Source organism: Saccharopolyspora shandongensis (assembly GCF_900106995.1).
Taxonomy (GTDB): Bacteria; Actinomycetota; Actinomycetes; order Mycobacteriales; family Pseudonocardiaceae; genus Saccharopolyspora; species Saccharopolyspora shandongensis.
Map to the genome: position 1 here is coordinate 68,587 of NZ_FNOK01000003.1, position 15,770 is coordinate 84,356.

At 70.2% G+C, this 15,770-nt stretch carries 15 protein-coding genes; 7 read left to right on the forward strand and 8 right to left on the reverse strand.

Features of this window, described 5'->3' with window-relative positions; translation table 11 throughout:
• Window positions 1-293 precede the first annotated feature (293 nt).
• Genes BLW84_RS03670 through BLW84_RS03680 form a run of 3 tightly spaced genes read left to right on the forward strand, consistent with a single transcriptional unit; the run spans window position 294 to window position 4,040 of the window.
• On the forward strand, window positions 294-1,487 hold the full coding sequence (locus BLW84_RS03670) for a glycine cleavage T C-terminal barrel domain-containing protein (protein ID WP_093261270.1): 1,194 nt from the start codon (window positions 294-296) through the stop codon (window positions 1,485-1,487).
• A 16-nt stretch (window positions 1,488-1,503) separates the two neighbouring features.
• Window positions 1,504-2,346 (forward strand): methylenetetrahydrofolate reductase, encoded by an 843-nt coding sequence (locus BLW84_RS03675; RefSeq protein ID WP_093261706.1) that lies wholly within the window; start codon window positions 1,504-1,506, stop codon window positions 2,344-2,346.
• Entirely contained in the window at window positions 2,343-4,040 is a 1,698-nt protein-coding gene (locus BLW84_RS03680) for a formate--tetrahydrofolate ligase (RefSeq protein ID WP_093261272.1), read from the forward strand. The genes BLW84_RS03675 and BLW84_RS03680 overlap by 4 nt, the downstream gene beginning before the upstream one ends.
• Window positions 4,041-4,044: 4 nt before the next feature.
• Here BLW84_RS03680 and BLW84_RS03685 read toward each other — a convergent pair whose 3' ends face one another.
• The 5 genes from BLW84_RS03685 to BLW84_RS03705 all read right to left on the reverse strand — a co-directional run bounded on the left by BLW84_RS03685 (window position 4,045) and on the right by BLW84_RS03705 (window position 8,923).
• The gene (locus BLW84_RS03685; RefSeq protein ID WP_093261273.1) at window positions 4,045-4,893 is read right to left on the reverse strand and encodes a citryl-CoA lyase; all 849 of its coding nucleotides are present in this window, start codon (window positions 4,891-4,893) and stop codon (window positions 4,045-4,047) included.
• Complete coding sequence (locus BLW84_RS03690) at window positions 4,890-6,116, reverse strand: CaiB/BaiF CoA transferase family protein (protein WP_093261275.1); 1,227 nt, start codon at window positions 6,114-6,116, stop codon at window positions 4,890-4,892. The genes BLW84_RS03685 and BLW84_RS03690 overlap by 4 nt, the downstream gene beginning before the upstream one ends.
• Window positions 6,113-6,883: an IclR family transcriptional regulator gene (locus tag BLW84_RS03695; protein ID WP_093261277.1), complete on the reverse strand. Its 771-nt coding sequence runs from the start codon at window positions 6,881-6,883 to the stop codon at window positions 6,113-6,115. The genes BLW84_RS03690 and BLW84_RS03695 overlap by 4 nt, the downstream gene beginning before the upstream one ends.
• A gap of 126 nt (window positions 6,884-7,009) precedes the next feature.
• The gene (locus tag BLW84_RS03700) at window positions 7,010-8,374 is read right to left on the reverse strand and encodes an MFS transporter (RefSeq protein ID WP_093261279.1); all 1,365 of its coding nucleotides are present in this window, start codon (window positions 8,372-8,374) and stop codon (window positions 7,010-7,012) included.
• Window positions 8,375-8,578: 204 nt separating this feature from the next.
• On the reverse strand, window positions 8,579-8,923 hold the full coding sequence (locus BLW84_RS03705) for an ArsR/SmtB family transcription factor (protein ID WP_093261280.1): 345 nt from the start codon (window positions 8,921-8,923) through the stop codon (window positions 8,579-8,581).
• Between the two features lie 98 nt (window positions 8,924-9,021).
• Between BLW84_RS03705 and BLW84_RS03710 the strand changes: the two genes are divergently transcribed.
• Entirely contained in the window at window positions 9,022-10,920 is a 1,899-nt protein-coding gene (locus BLW84_RS03710) for a heavy metal translocating P-type ATPase (RefSeq protein ID WP_093261707.1), read from the forward strand.
• A 75-nt stretch (window positions 10,921-10,995) separates the two neighbouring features.
• Here the strand turns inward: BLW84_RS03710 and BLW84_RS03715 are convergent, their stop codons facing one another.
• The 3 genes from BLW84_RS03715 to BLW84_RS03725 form a co-directional block, all read right to left on the reverse strand.
• Window positions 10,996-11,583, reverse strand: a complete 588-nt coding sequence (locus BLW84_RS03715) for a DUF1349 domain-containing protein (RefSeq protein WP_093261709.1) — start codon at window positions 11,581-11,583, stop codon at window positions 10,996-10,998.
• 38 nt (window positions 11,584-11,621) lie between these two features.
• Window positions 11,622-12,035, reverse strand: coding sequence for a universal stress protein (locus tag BLW84_RS03720; protein ID WP_093261282.1), 414 nt, complete (start codon window positions 12,033-12,035; stop codon window positions 11,622-11,624).
• A 92-nt stretch (window positions 12,036-12,127) separates the two neighbouring features.
• Entirely contained in the window at window positions 12,128-14,656 is a 2,529-nt protein-coding gene (locus BLW84_RS03725; RefSeq protein WP_093261284.1) for a DEAD/DEAH box helicase, read from the reverse strand.
• A gap of 144 nt (window positions 14,657-14,800) precedes the next feature.
• Here BLW84_RS03725 and BLW84_RS03730 point away from each other — a divergent pair, with 144 nt between their 5' ends.
• Genes BLW84_RS03730 through BLW84_RS03740 form a run of 3 tightly spaced genes read left to right on the forward strand, consistent with a single transcriptional unit; the run spans window position 14,801 to window position 15,583 of the window.
• The gene (locus BLW84_RS03730) at window positions 14,801-14,998 is read left to right on the forward strand and encodes a hypothetical protein (protein WP_093261286.1); all 198 of its coding nucleotides are present in this window, start codon (window positions 14,801-14,803) and stop codon (window positions 14,996-14,998) included.
• A gap of 46 nt (window positions 14,999-15,044) precedes the next feature.
• The gene (locus BLW84_RS03735) at window positions 15,045-15,326 is read left to right on the forward strand and encodes a type II toxin-antitoxin system Phd/YefM family antitoxin (RefSeq protein ID WP_093261289.1); all 282 of its coding nucleotides are present in this window, start codon (window positions 15,045-15,047) and stop codon (window positions 15,324-15,326) included.
• Window positions 15,323-15,583, forward strand: coding sequence for a type II toxin-antitoxin system RelE family toxin (locus BLW84_RS03740; protein ID WP_093261291.1), 261 nt, complete (start codon window positions 15,323-15,325; stop codon window positions 15,581-15,583). The genes BLW84_RS03735 and BLW84_RS03740 overlap by 4 nt, the downstream gene beginning before the upstream one ends.
• Window positions 15,584-15,770 lie beyond the last annotated feature (187 nt).

Sequence of the window (15,770 nt, forward strand, 5' to 3'; positions counted from 1 at the left end):
GCCGCGGTGATCGGCCAGCGGTGCGGGTGCCGTACACCCCGCTGCACCCTCGGATCTGAAGGAGCTTGTCGTTGAAATCGACTTGGTTCTTGCTTTTGAAGCGGCGAAGCCGCTTAGCCCACCCTCGCAGCTCGCGCCGCCGCGGGTTCTCAGGTGGTGTCTCGCGAGGACAGCCCCGGCGTGGTGTATCGGACATACATGAGTCGGGGATCCCACAGCGAGACGCCGCCTGAGGTTCCGCCACCCGCACCGCCAAGCAAAACGACCACGAACCAGTCACGGAGGAACCAGTCATGAGCATCAACCCGAACCCCGGCGTCCTGCTCTACCCGCGCCTGCGCAAGTCGCCGTTCTTCTACGCCTCGCGGCGGCACGGTGTCGGCCTCTACAGCGTGTACAACCACACCTACCACGCCCGCCACTACGGCGACCCGATCGGCGAGTACTGGGCGCTGCTGGAAGGCGTGACGCTGTGGGACGTCGGCGTCGAGCGGCAGGTGGAGATCACCGGACCCGACGCGTTCGAGTTCACCAACATGCTCGTGCCGCGAGACCTGACCAAGTGCAAGGTCGGGCAGTGCAAGTACGTGTTCGTCACCGCCGAGGACGGCGGCATCATCAACGACCCGGTGCTGCTGCGGCTCGGCGAGAACCACTTCTGGCTGTCGCTGGCCGACAGCGACGTGCTGCTGTGGGCGAAGGGCCTGGCGCACAACCTGGGGATGGACGTGCAGATCCGGGAGCCGGACGTCGGGCCGGTGCAGATCCAGGGGCCGAAGTCGCGGGACGTGCTGGTCGACCTGTTCGGCGAGTCCATCTTGGACGTTCCCTACTACTACGCCGTCGACCGCGAGCTCGACGGCATGCGGGTGGTGGTGTCGCGCACCGGCTACACCGCCGAGCTCGGCTACGAGATCTACCTGCACGACGCGAGCCGCGACGGCGTGAAGCTGTGGGACGCAATCTGGGAGGCCGGGAAACCGCACGACCTGAAGGTGATCGGGCCGTGCCACATCCGGCGCATCGAGGCCGGCATCCTGTCCTGGGGCTGCGACATCACCTACGACACGAACCCGTTCGAGGTGGGCTACGGCTTCGAGAAGACCTGGATGGTCGACCTCGACCAGGAGGCCGACTTCATCGGCAAGGCCGCCCTGCGGCGGATCAAGGACGAGGGCATCAGCCGCAAGCTCGTGGGCGTCGAGATCGGCGGCCCGAGCGTGGGTTCGTTCAACGACGGCGCGATGATCGACACCTTCGACGTGCACGACCCGCACGGCCTGCGCATCGGCGAGGTCACCTCGGCCTGCTACTCGCCGCGGCTGGAGCGCAACATCGGCTACGCGATGGTGCCGATCGCCTACCACGAGCTGGGCACCGAGCTGGTGGTGGACACCCAGCACGGCCCGCAGGAAGCGGTGGTGGTGGAGAAGCCGTTCCTGGATCCCACCAAGGACATCCCGAAAAAACTCGTCCGGACGGCGTGACGGGGAGGTGATCGCGATGGACGCCAACGCCGAGCTGCTGGAGCAGTACCTGATGAACGCCCGGTTCGAGGTGCTGCCGCTGCGCGGCGCGGTCGAGCAGGCCGAGCTGCTGCCGGCCGGGACGACCGTGACCGTCACCGCCTCCCCGTCGAAGGGCACCGAGGCGACGCTCGACGTCGCCGCCCAGCTGGTCGGCCGCGGCCTGCGCGCGGTGCCGCACCTGGCCGCCCGCCTGATCGCCGACACCGCGCACCTGACCGCGCTGCTGGACCGCGCGGACGGGCTCGGGTTGTCCGAGGTGTTCGTGGTGGCCGGTGACTCCCCCGAGCCGCGCGGCGGCTTCCCGGACGCGTTGGCGCTGCTGCGCGCGATGGACGAGCTGGGCAGGAGGCCCGCGCGAGTGGGCATCACCGGCTACCCCGAGCGGCACGCGTTCATCTCCGACGCCTCGACGATCCGCGCGATGGCCGAGAAGTCCCGCTACGCCGACTACGTCGTCTCGCAGATCTGCTACGACCCGCACACCGTGGCGGCCTGGATGACGGCCGTGCGGGCCCGCGGCCTGGCGCTGCCGATCCACATCGGGGTGCCGGGCGTGGTGGACGCGCACCGGCTGCTCCGGATCTCGCTGAAGATCGGGCTCGGCGAGTCGATGCGCTTCCTGCGCAAGCAGCACGGCGTGGTGTCGAAGCTGCTCACCCGCTACACGCCCGAGGAACTGCTCGGCGAGCTGTCCCCCTACCTCGCCGACCCGTCCCTCGGCATCGCGGGCTGGCACTTCTTCACGTTCAACGAGATCGCGAAGACCCTGCAATGGCGCCACGACCTGGTCGCCAGACTACGGGAGGTCCCCGCATGAACATTCCGTCCGATTTGGACATCTCCCGGGCCACCGCGCTGCTGCCGCTGGAGGAAGTCGCGGCGCAGCTGGGCATCGGCGCGCACCTGCTCGAACCCTACGGGCACAGCGCGGCGAAGATCTCGCTGGACGCCCTCGACGAGCTGCCCGAGCGGCCGACCGCGCGCTACGTCGTGGTCTCGGCCATCACGCCCACCCCGCTGGGCGAGGGCAAGACCACCACGACAGTGGGGCTCGGCCAGGCGCTGCGGCACCTCGGCAAGCGGTCCGCGGTGGCGATCCGGCAGCCGTCGATGGGCCCGACGTTCGGCATCAAGGGCGGCGCCGCGGGCGGCGGCTACAGCCAGGTGGTGCCGATGGAGGCGCTGAACCTGCACCTCACCGGCGACATGCACGCGGTCACCGCGGCGCACAACCTGCTGGCCGCGATGCTGGACAACCACCTGGACAAGGGGAATTCGCTGGGCATCGACCCGAACCGGATCACCTGGCGGCGGGTGCTGGACGTCAACGACCGGGACCTGCGCAACATCGTCACGGGCCTGGGCGGCCGGCTCGACGGCACGCCGCGGCAGACCGGCTTCGACATCACGGCGGCCAGCGAGGTGATGGCGGTGCTCGCGCTTTCCACGTCGCTGCAGGACATGCGGCGACGGCTGGGCCGCATCGTCGTCGGCTACACCCGCGACGGCTCGCCGGTCAGCGCCGAGCAGCTGCGGGCGGCCGGCGCGATGACGGTGATCATGCGCGAGGCGATCAAGCCGAACCTGATGCAGACCACCGAGAACACGCCGGTGCTGGTGCACGCGGGGCCGTTCGGCAACATCGCGCACGGCAACTCGTCGGTGGTGGCCGACCGGATCGCCAGCCGCTGCGCGGACTACGTGGTCACCGAAGCGGGATTCGGCGCCGACATGGGCGCGGAGCGGTTCTTCAACATCAAGTGCCGCACGTCGGGCCTGCGCCCGGACGCGGCGGTGCTGGTGGCGACGGTGCGCGCGCTGAAGGCGCACTCCGGGCGCTACAAGGTGGTTGCGGGCAAGCCGCTGCCCGCGGCGATGCTCGCGGAGAACCCCGACGACGTGCTGGCCGGGGCGGCGAACCTGCGCAAGCAGATCGACAACATCCGCCTGCACGGGGTGTCGCCGGTGGTGGCGATCAACGCGTTCCCGACCGATTACCACAGCGAGCACGAGGCGATCCGGCAGGTCGCCGAGGCGGAGGGCGCGCGCGTCGCGATCAGCAACCACTTCCTGGAGGGCGGCAAGGGAGCGGTGGAGCTGGCCGAAGCGGTGGTCGCGGCGGCCGAGGAGCCGAACGGCTTCCAGCTGCTGTACCCGGATTCGGCGGACCTGCGGGCGAAGATCGAAACGATCGCGACGAAGGTGTACGGCGCGGACGGCGTGTCGTACCTGCCGGCGGCGGCCCGCGCCCTGGACGGCTACGAGGCGAACGGCTTCGGCGACCTGCCGGTGTGCATCGCCAAGACGCACCTGTCGCTGAGCTCGGACCCGGCGCTGCTCGGCGCCCCGACGGGCTGGACCCTCCCGGTCCGGGAGGTCAGGGCCTCTGTGGGTGCGGGCTTCATCTACCCGATCTGCGGCGAGATGCGGACGATGCCGGGTCTGGGCTCCCACCCGGCGGCGGAGGCGATCGACATCGACGACCACGGCCAGATCATCGGCCTGAACTGAGGTGTCAGGCGTGCCGCGGGCCCAGATCGCGGGGAGCGGGGCCGTCGTAGGCGGGCAGCAGGGGGCGCGGCAGCGGGCCTTTGATGCGGGTGTTCTGGGACTTCTCCTCCCAGGCGTGGGAGAGGATGCCGACGCTGCGGGAGAGGACGAACAGCCCCCTGCCGAGTTCGGGCGGGAACCCGAGCTCGCGGTAGATGATGGCGGTCGCGCCGTCGATGTTCATCGGGACGGGGCGGCTGCGGCCCTGGGACAACGCGCGTTCCAGGGCTGTTCCGGCGCGCAGTGCCCGGCCGGGAACTTCCCCGGTCGTCACGGCCTCCTCCACCAGCGCCAGCAGCGGGTCGCGGCGTGGATCGCGCGGGTGGAACCGGTGACCGAATCCGGGAACGTGGCGGCGGTCGGCGCGGTAGTCGGCCACGAGTCGTTCGGCCGCCGCGTCCAGATCGGCGCCCTGGGATGCGGCTTGTTCGAGATCTGCCAGGACCTGCATGCATTGCTGACCGGCTCCGCCGTGCACGTCGCCGAGCAGGTTCACCCCGGTGGCGACGGCGTTGTTCAGGCCGAGTCCGCAGGTGGCCGCCATCCGGGCCGCGGCGATGGACGGCGCTTGGGGCCCGTGGTCGACGGCCGCGACCAGCGCGGCCTCCAGCAACCGGCGCTGGGCCGCGGTGGGGAGTTCGCCGCGCAGCATCAGCCAAATCGTGTCGGCGAAGGACAGCTGGCCGATCAGCTGCTCGACGGGGTAACCGCGGAGCAGGATCTCCCCCGGCCGGATGCGGCTGACGCCGGTGCGCCACCAGCCGGTGACCTTGTCCTCGTACTCCTCTGCGGTGTCGAAGGCAGGGGTGTTCATACCGCTCCTCCTTCGCGCAGCTCGGCGATTTCCTCGACGCCGTAGCCGAGTTCGGCGAGCAGATCGTCGGTGTGTTCGCCGAGCAGCGGTGGTGGGGCCTGCGGCCCGGGCGCAGCGCCCCGGACGTGGATCGGGCTGCCGAGCACGCGCAGCTCGCGCCCCGGGCTGCCGGGGAAGGGCAGCTCGTGGACGAAGTCCCGGGCGGCGATCTGCTCGTGGGCCAGCGCTTCCGGGACGGTCAGCACGCATGCCGCTGGAACCCCGGCGGAGGCCAGCAGCCGCTCCCATTCCGGCGCGGTCCGTGCGGCGAGGGCCTTCTCGAGCTCCGCGGTCAGCTCGTGGCGGTTCGTCTTGCGCGCCGCGCGTTCGGCGAAACGCGGGTCCTCGGCCAGTTCCGGGCGTTCCAGGATCCGGCACAGCGCGGTGAACTGGCGCTGTTCGTTGGCTGCGATGTTGAGCATGCCATCGGCGGTGGCGAACGTTCCCGACGGCGCCGCGGTGAAGTTGTCGTTGCCCATGGGGACCGGCTCCTGGCCGGCGATCAGCTGGTTGGAGACGACCCAGCCCATGGCGGTCAGCGCCGCCTCCAGCATGGAAACGTCGAGCCGGACGCCCTCGCCGGTGCGGTCGCGGTGCACGATCGCCGAGGCGATGGAGAACGCGGCGGCCATGCCGCCGAGGGTGTCGGCGACCGGGTAGCCCGCGCGCAGCGGCCCGGTTTCGGGCGTGCCGGTCACGCTCATCATCCCGGACAGGCCCTGCACGATCTGGTCGTACGCGGGCCGGTCGCGCAGCGGGCCGTCCTGACCGAAACCGGAGATCGAGCAGCACACCAGCCCTCGGTTGGCTTCCCGCAGCACGTCCCAGCCGAGCCCGAGCCGATCCAGGACGCCGGGGCGGAAGTTCTCCACGAGCACGTCGGCCTGCCGCACGGCGCGAAGCAGGACCTCGCGCCCGCGCGGCGACTTGAGGTTGACCGTCAACGAACGCTTCCCGCTGTTCTGCGCCAGGAAGGAGGCACCAAGGCCGTCCTCGTTCAGCGCCGGGTCCGCACCCAGCCGCCTGGCGAGATCGCCGGCACCGGGGATCTCCACCTTGACGACATCCGCTCCCAGCAGCGCCAGCTGGTACGCCGCGAAGGGCCCGGCCAGCACGTTGGTCAGGTCCAGCACGCGGACGCCGGCGAGCAGGTTGGCGGGACGCGGGGAGAGCTGTTCGCTCACGCGGTACCTCCGATGAATTGCAGATCCGACAGCCGCTCGGCCGCCTTCGTCAGAACGGGCACGAACGCGCTGACGCGTTCCTCGGTGAAGCGGGTGGTGGGGCCGCCGAGGCCCACCGCGGCGACGACCCGGTCGGCCGCATCGGTGATGGGCGCCGCCACCGCGGACACGCCGTCCTCGCGCTCGCCGTGGCTGACCGCCCAGCCCTGGTCGCCGGCCCGGCGCACCCGTTCGGCCAGGACCGCTTCGAAATCCGGGCCGCGCCCGGCGGCCAGCGCCGCGCGGTGCAGGTCCTGGGCCGCGCCTCCGCTGAGCAGCACGTGCCCGGACGCGCCCGCCCACAAGGGCATCGCCGCACCGATGCGCACCACGTGGCGCAGCTGCTGAGTCCCCTCGTGCTGAGCGACGCACACTCGCGAGATGCCCTGCCGGATGTAGATGCGCGAGGATTCGCCACCCGCCTCGACCGACAGGACGCGCAGGCATTCGACCGCCTCGGGCGGCAGCTGCCAGGCATCCTGCGCGAGCTGCGCCCAGCGCAGCAGCCCGCCACCCGGGGTGAGACGACCGTCCCCACGAGACCAGAGCAGCCCGCGCTGCTCCAGCGTGGCGACCAGGCGGACCACTGTGGACTTCGGCAGCCCCGTGGCGTCGATCAGCTCCCGCATGCTGCGCGAACGGTGGGAATCATCGAAAAGCGCCAGCAGATCCAGTGCGCGCAGCACGCTGCGCACTCCCTCGCCGCCTTCTCCTGCTGAGCTCTGCATCGGCCGTTCCTTGCCTTCGGATATCACTTTGGACCATCTAGTAGCACAATCATACCATTCTGCGACACTCGCCTTCCCCGTTGAAACAAGCCGGCAGCAGTGCGGATTCCGCACGGAGACCACGCCCTAACCGACCTTGTCCTCGGCGTGGGCACGAACGCCTTCGCGTTCTCTCGTCTCGCGTGCAAGCGCGACGGTGACGACGGTGATGCCGCAGGTCAGCAACAGGAAGATGACAACACCGGCGATGCTGTGGTCGAACCACAGCAGCAGAGCACTGGCGAGCAACGGGGCCATCCCGCCGGTGAGGACCGTGCCGATGTTGTTGGCGACGCCCACGGCCGTGAATCGCACCCTGGTGCCGAACAGCTCCGCGAAGAAGGCCGGCTGAGACCCCAGGATGGCCGACTGCCCGATCCCGAGGGTCAGCAGCAGCGCCAACCAGATCAGCCAGGCCTGCTCGGTGTCGACCATGCGGAAGAAGGGGTAGCAGGCCGCCGCCATCACCAGCGCGCCCAGGATGCTGACCGGACGCCTTCCCCAGCGGTCGGAGAGCGCCCCGAACAGGGGCACGGATACGAGCTTCACAACGGAAACGGCCATGATCCCGGTGAGCAGCGGACCGGTGACCAGGCCGGAATCCGCCGCGTACGCAACGGAAAAGGTGCCGAAGACGTAGTACCCGCAATTCTCCGCGGCCCCGGCGCAGATGACGATGACCATCTCCTTGGGGTACTTCCGCCACGACTCCACGAACCGGCTCGCCGCCAGCCGCCGCCGCAGCGGCTCCTTCCCGGCACGCTCCGGCCGCTCGGCCGCCAGGCGCTTCAACTCCTGCTGGAAATCATCGGTCTCGTCCAGCGACCTGCGGACCCACAACCCGAACAACGTCAGCACCGCGCTGAGCAGGAACGGGATCCGCCAACCCCAGTCCAGGAACGCCTGCCCGGAAAGCGTCGTCGAGGCCAGCGCCATCGCACCCGTCGACAGCAGCGTTCCCGTACCCGTGCCGATGGCCGGGAGGCTGGAGAGCAACCCGCGCCAGCGCGGCGGCGCGTTCTCGAACAGCAGGATCAGAGCGCCCGTCTTCTCGCCACCGGCCGCGAAGCCCTGGAGGAATCGCAGGAGCGTCAGCAAAACCGGGGCCGCGACGCCGATCGCGCCGTAAGTGGGCAGCAGCCCGATCCCGGTGGTGGCGATCCCCATCAGCAGCAGCGTGACGACGAGTACGTGCTTGCGGCCCTTGCGGTCGCCCAGTTCGCCGAAGTAGGCGCCGCCGAGCGGGCGCCCGAGAAAACCGATGGCGAACGTGCCGAAGGCCGCGATCGTCCCCACCAGCGGGTCGCCGCCGGGGAAGTACAGCTTGTTGAACACCAGCGATGCGGCTGTCGCGTACAGCGCGAAGTCGTACCACTCCACCGTGGTGCCGAAGACCGCCGCTGAGATCACCCGAGGCTGAAACAGCGGGCGTTGCCCGGTTGGCGTGCTCATGGGACTCCCTTGTCGCCTAGTCGTACCGCCTGATGGCACTAATGTCTCGCCAGGCGGCTTGGCGATAGTACGAGCGAGACTCCCATCCGACAAGGGTTGGGCGAGACCGCCGGAAAACCCGCGCCCCGACGCCTAGCCGGCCGGCGGGATCAGCGGGCGAAGCGGATCACGGGTCCGATCTCGTCGACCTGGCGGCCCGACCGGTCAGTCCGACAGCCCCAGGCGCAGGTGTTCGATGTGGTAAACGGCCTCGTCGAGCAGCTGGGCGACGTGGTTGTCGTACAGCGAGTAGACCACGCTTCGGCCGGAGCGGTTCCCGACGACGAGGCCGAGGGAGCGCAGCAGGCGCAGCTGGTGCGAGACCGCCGACTGCTCCATGCCCACCGCCTCCGCCAGTTCGCCCACCGCCATCGCGCGCTGGCGCAGTTCGCTGAGGATCAGCAGGCGCGACGGCGCGGCCAGGGCCTGCAGGGTCTCCGCGACCGAGGCGGCCGACGCCGCGTCCAGCCGCGCAGTCGGCGTGACATCGCGCTTGACCACATGCCCCATGTCCGGGAGTCTAACGTTCTGGCACATATGAACGATTGATCAGACGTTCATGTATTGTGCTCGCCCGGACCGCAACCGACTCCGGAGGGCTGCTCGCGATGACCGCCGTCACCGACCGCACGACCACGCCGATACCCGAGCCGCCGAGCACCCGGCGCGGCCTGTTCGCGCTCCCGGAAGCGCGGTGGGCCGCCGCGGCGCTGGCGGCGTTCCTGCTCGGCCTCGCCGTGCAACTCTCCGGCGGCCCCGCCGGGCTTTACTGGACGCTGTACCTGGTCTGCTACGCCACCGGCGGCTGGGAACCATGCCTCGCCGGGCTGCAGGCGCTGCGCGAGAAGACGCTGGACGTGGACCTGCTGATGATCGTCGCGGCCATCGGCGCCGCCGCGATCGGGCAGATCACCGACGGCGCGCTGCTGATCGTCATCTTCGCCACCTCCGGCGCCCTGGAGGCCTACGCCACCGCCCGCACCGAGGACTCCGTGCGCAGCCTGCTCGACCTCGCGCCGGAGACCGCGGTGCGGGTGCGCGACGGTGCCGAGGAGACCGTCGACACGGCGAAGCTGCAGGTCGGCGACGTGATCGTGGTGCGACCCGGCGAGCGGATCGGCGCCGACGGCGAGGTGCTCGAAGGCACCAGCGACGTCGACCAGGCGACCATCACCGGCGAGCCGCTGCCGACGGCGAAACGGCCGGGCGACGAGGTGTTCGCCGGCACCCTCAACGGCACCGGCGCACTGCGGGTGCGCGTCGCGAAGGACGCCTCGGAATCGGTGATCGCGCGCATCGTGGCGCTGGTCGCCGAGGCCAGCGAGGCGAAGGCGCCGACGCAGCTGTTCATCGAGAAGATCGAGCAGCGGTACTCCATCGGCGTCGTGGCGGCCACGCTCGCGGTCTTCGGGATTCCGCTGCTGTTCGGCGACGATCTGGAGGGCGCCCTGCTGCGCGCGATGACGTTCATGATCGTCGCCTCGCCGTGCGCCGTGGTGCTGGCGACGATGCCGCCGCTGCTGTCGGCGATCGCCAACGCCGGACGGCACGGCGTGCTGGTGAAGTCGGCCGTGGCGATGGAACGACTCGGCGAGGTCGAGCTGGTCGCGCTGGACAAGACCGGCACCCTCACCGAAGGCACGCCGCGCGTGGTGCGGGTCGCCCCGGCCGACGACCACGACGCCGACGAGCTCCTCGCGCTGGCGGCCGGCGCCGAGCACCTCAGCGAACACCCGCTGGCGCGCGCGATCGTCGCGGCGGCGCACGAAAGGGGCCTTGCCATCCCGGCCGCCGAGGACTTCCGGGCCACGCCGGGGTTCGGCGTATCGGCCACAGTGGACGGACGCGACGTGACGGTCACCAGCCCGCGCGGCTCGGACATCGCCGCAGATTCGGAAACCGCGGGCCACACCGCGGTGCTGGTGACCGTCGACGGCTCCCCCGCCGGAGTGCTCGAGATCGCCGATCGGCTGCGCCCGGACGCTGCCGAAGCGGTGCGCGGGCTGCGGCAACTGACCGGCGCGGAGCCGGTGCTGCTCACCGGCGACAACAAGCACGCGGCCGTCCGGGTCGCGGCCGAAGTCGGCATCGGCGACGTGCGCGCGGACCTGCTGCCCGCGGACAAGGTTGCGGCCGTGCGGGAATCCGGGCGGCGGACGATGGTGCTGGGCGACGGCGTCAACGACGCGCCCGCGCTGGCCGCCGCGCACTGCGGGGTGGCCATGGGTCGCACCGGCTCCGATCTCACGCTGCAAACGGCGGACGTGGTGATCGTCCGCGACGAGCTGGGCGCGGTGCCGAAGGTCGTGGACCTGTCCCGCCGGGCCCGCCGCCTGGTCAAGCAGAACCTCGTCATCGCGGGCACCTTCATCGCGGTGCTGGTGGTGTGGGACCTGGTCGGGAACCTGCCGCTGCCGCTGGGCGTGGCGGGCCACGAGGGCTCGACGATCATCGTGGGCCTCAACGGCCTGCGCCTGCTCGGCGAACGCGCCTGGCGCCGCCGCTGACCGGTTCGGCCGCGCCCTGACCTCCGGGGACGCGGCCTGACGCGCTTCGGCGACTTCCTCACCGCGGAACGCTGATCAGTCCTCCGCCAGGGACACCTCGGTGAAGCGGATCGCGAAGCCCGCGCCGTCCGGCGAGGCGCACATCGGGCCGGCCTCGGCCGGGAGGTCCGGCGGGAAGTACGCCACCCGCAGCACGGCCTTCGGCTCGCTGCCGTCGGCGGCGTAGCGGACCGTCACGGTGTCGCCCGCCCGCTCCAGTTCCAGCGTGATCGACTCGACCGGCCCGCACACCGCCTCCAGCGGCACCACGCTCCAGTCCGAGACGTCGCGGGTCACCACGGCGCTGAGCAGCTGCTCGCCGTCGACCAGCTCGATGCCCGCCTTGATCCAGTTGCGCTCGTCCAGCCGCAGCAGCAGCCCGGCCTGGTCGTACTGCTCGCGGTAGTCGCCGAACAGGCGGGTCGTCAGCTTGAACCGCGGTCCCACCGGCCGCAGCAGGGCGTGCCCGCTGTCGCGCACGAATCCGTAGTGCGTCGTCCGCCAGAAGTCCGTGCCGGAGTCGGCGGTCACCGTCAGACCACCGTAGGACAACCAGTTCACCGGCGGGTTGAGCCACCGCCAACCACTGAGCCCGAACAGCGTGATGTCCTCGGCCTGCTGCATGCCCACCCGTCTCCACTTGTCGGCGGGGCCGGCTGTCGTCAGCGGACGACGACCACCGGGCAGGCCGCGTGGTGCACGAGCTTCAACGCCACCGACCCGACCAGCATGCCGGTGAAGGCGCCGTGCCCCTTGTTGCCCACCACCAGCAGGTCGGCCTGCTTGGACAGCCCGACCAGCTCGTCGACCACGTGCCCGCGGATGAGCCGGGATCGCAGGTCCACGTCGGGGAAATCGGCCTGGACCGCCGTCACGGCGGTGTTCAACGCCTTGTTCGCCCGCTCTTCCAGCTCGGTGTCCGGGGTCGGCAGACGATATCCGAATTGGACCGGCTGGTGCCAGACCATGATCGCGTGGGCGATGCCGCCGACCTCGCGGATCTGGTTGGCGGCCCAGCGCAATGCCCGCACCGACTCGTCCGATCCGTCCACTCCGACTGCGATGGTCTGCGGCATGCCCGGCTCCCTTCGGCGACGTTCTGGGTGATCCCGCCGGGATGGTAGGGCAGACCGGGGTGCTCCGCGACCGCCGGAACGGTCGCATTCCGTCAGAGCTGGTTGACGTCGGTGATCCGGATGACCGCGCCGCCGGCCTCGTCGGACGCGGCGAGGTCGACCTCGGCGCTGATGCCCCAGTCATGGTCCTCGTCCGGGTCGGCGAAGATCTGCCGGACCAGCCAGCGCTCCGGCTCCTCGGTGATCAGCAGCAGCGCCGGGCCGCGCGCGTCCGGACCTGCGCCGATCTCCTCGTGCTGCTCGAAGTACTCCTCCAGCGCGTCGGCCCACGCGTCGGCGTCCCAGCCGCTGTCGCCGTCGAGCTCGCCGAGCTCGTCGTAGCGGCGCCGGGCCGCGAGCTCCACGCGGCGGAACAGCGCGTTGCGCACCTGCACCCGGAAGGCCCGCTTGTTCAACGTGATCCGCTCCGGGCCCTCGTCCACCGCGACGACCGCCGGCTCCGCGCCCGGATGGCGCAGCTTCTCCCACTCGTCGAGCAGGCTGGAGTCGACCTGCCGGACCAGCTCGCCGAGCCACTCGATGATGTCGGTGAGCTCCTCGGTCTTGGCGTCGTCGGGCACCGTGTGCCGCAATGCCTTGTAGACGTCGGCCAGGTAGCGCAGCACCAGGCCCTCGGAGCGGGCCAGCCCGTAGAAGTTGACGAACTCGACGAAGTTCATCGCCCGCTCGAACATGTCGCGGGCCACGGACTTCGGCGACAGCTCGTGCTCGCCGACCCACGGATGTCCCTTGCGGTAGGTCTCGTAGGCGGCTTCCAGCAGCTCGGCCAGCGGCTTCGGGTGGGTGATCTCCTCCAGCAGCTCCATCCGCTCGTCGTACTCGATGCCATCGGCCTTCATCTGCGACACGGCCTCGCCGCGCGCCTTGAACTGCTGCTGCGAGAGCACCTGCCGCGGATCGTCCAGAGTGGACTCGATCACCGACAGCACGTCCAGCGGGTAGCCCGGCGACTCGGTGTCCAGCAGCTCGATCGCGGCCAGCGCGAACGGCGAGAGCGGCTGGTTGAGCGCGAAGTCGAACTGCAGGTCCACGGTCAGCCGCACCCGGCGGCCCTGCTCGTCGGGCTCGTCGAGCTGCTCGACCACGCCGGCGGACAGCAGCGCGCGGTAGATCGCGATGGCCCGCAGGATGTGGCGGCGCTGCGTCGGCCGGTCCTCGTGGTTGTCCGTCAGCAGGTGAGACATAGCAGTGAAGGCATCACTGTGCCGACCGTTGGAGGGCCGGTTGATGACGTTGAGCAGCATCGCGTGGTTGACGTTGAAGCTGGACCGCAGCGGCTCCGGCTCCGCGGCCACCAGCTTCTCGAAGGTCTTCTCGCTCCAGGACACGAAGCCCTCGGGCGCCTTCTTGCGCACCAGCTTGCGCTTCTTCTTCGGGTCGTCGCCGGCCTTGGCCATCGCCCGCTCGTTCTCGATCTCGTGCTCGGGCGCCTGCACCACCACGTAGCCGGCGGTGTCGTATCCGGCGCGGCCGGCGCGACCGGCGATCTGGTGGAACTCACGCGCCTTCAGGTGCCGGGTGCGGACCCCGTCGTACTTGGTCAGCCCGGTGATCAGCACGGTGCGGATCGGCACGTTGATGCCCACCCCGAGGGTGTCGGTGCCGCAGATGACCTTGAGCAGCCCGGCCTGCGCGAGCTGCTCGACCAGCCGCCGGTACTTCGGCAGCATCCCGGCGTGGTGCACGCCGATGCCGTGCCGCACCAGCCGGGAGAGGGTCTTGCCGAACCCGGCGGTGAACCGGAATTCGCCGATCGCCTCGGCGATCCGGTCGCGCTGCTCGCGGGAGGCGACCTTGACGCTCATCAGCGCCTGCGCCTGCTCCAGCGCGGAGGCCTGGTTGAAGTAGACGACGTACACCGGGGACTGCTGCCCGGCCAGCAGCTCCTCGATCGTCTCGTGCAGCGGCGTCTTGGCGTAGCGGAAGGACAGCGGGATCGGCCGCTCCGCCGAGGTGACCACGGCGGTCTCCCGGCCGGTGCGCCGGGTCAGGTCCTCCTGGAAGAAGGTGACATCGCCGAGCGTGGCGGACATCAGCACGAACTGGGTGCGCGGCAGCTCCAGCAGCGGCACCTGCCACGCCCAGCCGCGGTCGGGCTCGGAGTAGAAGTGGAACTCATCCATCACGACCTGGTCCACGTCGGCGCGGTCGCCGTCGCGCAGCGCGATGTTGGCCAGGATCTCCGCGGTGCAGCAGATGATCGGGGCGTCGGCGTTGACGCTGCTGTCGCCGGTCATCATGCCGACGTTCTCGGCGCCGAAGACGTCCACCAGCGAGAAGAACTTCTCCGACACGAGAGCCTTGATCGGCGCGGTGTAGAAGCTGCGCTTGCCCGCGGCCAGCGCGGTGAAGTGCGCCCCGGTGGCGACCAGGCTCTTGCCGGAGCCGGTCGGCGTGCTCAGGATCAGGTTCGCCCCGGTCACGACCTCCATCAGCGCTTCTTCCTGCGCCGGGTAGAGCTCGATGCCCTGGTCGGTGGTCCAGGACACGAACGCGTCGAGCAGCGCGTCGGGGTCCGGGGTGTCGGTCGTCAGGGCGGGGAGCTGGTCGGTGAGCTTCATCAGTCACCCATCGTCCCTGCTCAGCTCGGGCCGGAGTGACCCGGGGTGGCCGAACCCAGGCTGTGGGAGGCACGCCGGTTCACGTGCTGGTGTTCGGGACCTGCGATCGGGGACCATTGAGGCACGTGCGGGAGGAGGGGTGTCATGGCGAACCGGAACGTGCGCTTCGTCGGCGGGCCGCTGGACGGCCGGATCCAGGACCTGCGCGACTCGGAGGCGGTCGCGGGACGGCTGCTGCGGCACGTCCACCTGCACGACGGCCCGAAGATCGAGACCCACTACGAGCTGCACTACACCCCGGAATCCGGCTGGGTCTACCACCTCTGCGGCCGCCGACCGTGACCGAGGGTGATCGATCAACTACTTGTACCGACTGTACAATTCGCGCATGAGCGTCGAAGCTGTACACATGGACGACAGCGCCGCCATCGAAGTCAACGTCTCGTCTGCCCGCGCTCAGCTGCCGACCTACATCGAGCTGGCGAGCGAGGGGCAGTACGTCTACCTGACCCATCGGGGCAAGCGGGTTGCCGCGCTGGTGGCAGCGGACGTCGCCGAGCACTGGGAAGCCGAGGAAGACGCGCACTGGGCGCGCCGCGTCGCTGAGGCGGAAGAGTCGGGGACGGTTTCCTGGGAAGCGGCGATCGTCGCCTTGGAGCGGGATCGGTGACCTACCAGATCGAGATCACCCGCGACGCCCTGAAGACCCTGGCCAAGCTGGACAAGCCGATCCGGCGACGGCTGCAGGTCGCGATCGATCAGCTCGCCGCAAATCCGCGCCCCGCCGGGGCCATCGCACTCAAGGGCGTTTCCGGTTACCTGCGGATCCGGGTCTCGGATTTCCGGGTGATCTACCGCGTCGAAGATGGACGCCTCGTTGTCGTGGTGGTCGCGGTCGGCCACCGTCGCGAAATCTACGAGCGCTGACGTCGGTGCACCTCGCGACCCGCGACGTGCCGCGAGGCACCCCCGGGATCGCCTGGGAATGGGACTGACCGGACCGCCGCCGGACTACCGCACCAAGCCGCTAAGTGAATCGCCGCTAGGTTGTCTTGCGACCTGATTCACAGATCAGGGGTATTCCCAGAACCGGGCACTCGGCTAATCTCACCTC

What these genes read in the sequence shown, in the direction of transcription:
- BLW84_RS03710 (WP_093261707.1), top strand. Translation starts at nt 9,022, where the DNA reads ATGACCGCCGTCACCGACCGCACGACCACGCCGATACCCGAGCCGCCG.
- BLW84_RS03695 (WP_093261277.1), bottom strand. Translation starts at nt 6,883, where the DNA reads ATGCAGAGCTCAGCAGGAGAAGGCGGCGAGGGAGTGCGCAGCGTGCTG.
- BLW84_RS03730 (WP_093261286.1), top strand. Translation starts at nt 14,801, where the DNA reads ATGGCGAACCGGAACGTGCGCTTCGTCGGCGGGCCGCTGGACGGCCGG.
- BLW84_RS03685 (WP_093261273.1), bottom strand. Translation starts at nt 4,893, where the DNA reads ATGAACACCCCTGCCTTCGACACCGCAGAGGAGTACGAGGACAAGGTC.
- BLW84_RS03680 (WP_093261272.1), top strand. Translation starts at nt 2,343, where the DNA reads ATGAACATTCCGTCCGATTTGGACATCTCCCGGGCCACCGCGCTGCTG.
- BLW84_RS03715 (WP_093261709.1), bottom strand. Translation starts at nt 11,583, where the DNA reads ATGCAGCAGGCCGAGGACATCACGCTGTTCGGGCTCAGTGGTTGGCGG.
- BLW84_RS03675 (WP_093261706.1), top strand. Translation starts at nt 1,504, where the DNA reads ATGGACGCCAACGCCGAGCTGCTGGAGCAGTACCTGATGAACGCCCGG.
- BLW84_RS03670 (WP_093261270.1), top strand. Translation starts at nt 294, where the DNA reads ATGAGCATCAACCCGAACCCCGGCGTCCTGCTCTACCCGCGCCTGCGC.
- BLW84_RS03735 (WP_093261289.1), top strand. Translation starts at nt 15,045, where the DNA reads ATGAGCGTCGAAGCTGTACACATGGACGACAGCGCCGCCATCGAAGTC.
- BLW84_RS03725 (WP_093261284.1), bottom strand. Translation starts at nt 14,656, where the DNA reads ATGAAGCTCACCGACCAGCTCCCCGCCCTGACGACCGACACCCCGGAC.
- BLW84_RS03720 (WP_093261282.1), bottom strand. Translation starts at nt 12,035, where the DNA reads ATGCCGCAGACCATCGCAGTCGGAGTGGACGGATCGGACGAGTCGGTG.
- BLW84_RS03705 (WP_093261280.1), bottom strand. Translation starts at nt 8,923, where the DNA reads ATGGGGCATGTGGTCAAGCGCGATGTCACGCCGACTGCGCGGCTGGAC.
- BLW84_RS03700 (WP_093261279.1), bottom strand. Translation starts at nt 8,374, where the DNA reads ATGAGCACGCCAACCGGGCAACGCCCGCTGTTTCAGCCTCGGGTGATC.